General features: G+C 52.2%; 1 rRNA gene. It reads left to right on the top strand.

What is annotated here, in order from left to right:
* Window positions 1-151: 151 nt before the first annotated feature.
* A 5S ribosomal RNA gene (rrf, locus tag HCG49_RS18340) occupies window positions 152-230 on the top strand; the annotation flags it as partial.

The raw sequence follows: 230 nt of genomic DNA, 5'->3' as shown, positions 1-230 counted from the left end.
GGACTGCGGGATGGGACAACCTTTTTATTTTAACAGTACTTCTTTATCATATTCTAGTGTGCCACGTGGCATTCTGTCCCTTTATTATGTCAACAATATTGCGCCAAACGGCGCGGTGAGCACGGTCCATCCGGACAGCGCACCAAAGATTTTAGGTGGCCATGGCGACGGGGCCCACCCCTTACCATTCCGAACAGGGAAGTTAAGCCCGTCTGCGCCGATGGTACTGC

It is taken from the genome of Arenibacter sp. 6A1 (assembly GCF_012272855.1).
In the GTDB taxonomy this organism is placed as follows: domain Bacteria; phylum Bacteroidota; class Bacteroidia; order Flavobacteriales; family Flavobacteriaceae; genus Arenibacter.
This window is presented reverse-complemented; position numbering and strand designations above follow the sequence as displayed.